Origin of the sequence: Streptomyces sp. NPDC057743 (genome assembly GCF_042798755.1) — a bacterium.
Taxonomy (GTDB): domain Bacteria; phylum Actinomycetota; class Actinomycetes; order Streptomycetales; family Streptomycetaceae; genus Streptomyces.
On record NZ_JBHVJX010000119.1, the window covers coordinates 1 to 1,519 of the forward strand.

The 1,519-nt window shown below is 36.7% G+C and carries 2 protein-coding genes; one reads left to right on the top strand and one right to left on the bottom strand.

What is annotated here, in order from left to right; translation table 11 throughout:
- The coding region (locus ACFVFQ_RS38715; protein WP_063262617.1) for a YeiH family protein at positions 1-1,017 on the bottom strand (1,017 nt) is incomplete at its 3' end.
- Between the two features lie 136 nt (positions 1,018-1,153).
- On the opposite strand from ACFVFQ_RS38715, the gene ACFVFQ_RS38720 reads away from it, so the two are divergent.
- A partial coding sequence (locus ACFVFQ_RS38720; RefSeq protein WP_383425414.1) for a LysR family transcriptional regulator occupies positions 1,154-1,519 on the top strand: 366 nt, incomplete at its 3' end.

The following is a 1,519-nucleotide window of genomic DNA, read 5'->3' on the forward strand; positions in this document are numbered from 1 at the left end:
CATCGTGAAATACGTAATGACTGATAGAAGAACGGATGTAATGGTCATGGCAAGAAGTGGTCGTAACGCCTTCGTGCGAAGATCCTTAAGGCTAACATTCAAACCTAATCCAATCATTGCCATTGTCAATATAAATGAAGTGAAGAAGGATACCCCATTCATGATATTAGTTGGAATCGTAATCATATTACCAAGTACATAGCTTCCGAATAGGCTCATGATAATAAACCCTATAAGAAACCATGGGAATTCAATTTTTGTATCGGAATCAGAATCTGATTTTCCTTTACGTTTCATCCAGTACATAAGAATAAAGCTTAGTGGAACAAGTAAGAATACCCGTCCTAGTTTGGCTAACAAAGCAATTGCAAGGCCATCTGGGCCCGCTGGTGCACCAGCTAGGGCTACGTGTGCAATCTCATGTAAACCAACGCCTGACCAAATACCGTATTGTAAATCAGTTAATGGTAGAAAAGGTCTTAAGATGGTGTATCCAATGGCAAAAATAGTACCAACTAGGGCGATAATACCTGCGCCTATTGCAGTATCTTCATCTTTTGCTTTCAAAATTGGTGAGACAGCGGCAATCGCTGCCGCACCACAAACTCCCGTTCCAATCCCTAGTAATAGGGATAATGAAGAGTCTGCTTTTAGCAATTTCCCAATCAATATGGTAAGAAATATTGCAAAGACAATGGAACCGACATCCCTAACAAGTAATCCTAACCCTTGGTGTAAAACAACGTCGATATTAAGTTTTAATCCAAAAAGTATAATTGCAAACCTTAAAAGCCTTTTGGCGGAAAATTGTATGCCTGTACGAAACTTCTCTGGATATCCCCGTATTTGTCGATAAATAACGGCGATAATGATGGCACAAGCAAGTTGCCCGATATGATCAAGTACAGGTAATTTGGATAATCCAAAACCCACCAATGCAATAATAAAAGTAAAGCCAATTCCTCCAAGCCAATTTCCTAATGAAAATGACTTTCGCTTAGCTAATGTGTCTGTCATATTAAAAACTCCTTTAAATGATTTCTTGTTTTTATAATAGGCTCTATTAAATGATAAGTAAAATCAGTTATAATGATTACTATGATAAGTAATTATTTATCATACTTTCTGAAGTGAAATTAAAGGTGGAGAAGAAATGGACCAATCATTACATGTTTTTGTCACGGTTGCAGAACAAAAAAATTTCACACGTGCTGCTGAAATTCTTCATATGACACAGCCAGCCGTCAGCAGTTATATACAGAACTTAGAGCGATCGATGGATATAAAATTATTAGAAAGAACCAATAAGTTTGTCAGGCTTAATAAAGCTGGCGAAATTGTTTATCACCATGCAAAGAATATTTTAGGTCTATATACCAGAATGGAAAATCTTTTGGTTGAACTAAAACATACTGCAAGTGGTATCCTATCTATTGGTTCTAGCTATACCTACGGGGAATACATTCTTCCCTATAAAATTGCCAACTTACTTAAGATCTATCCAAAGCTAATTCCAAAT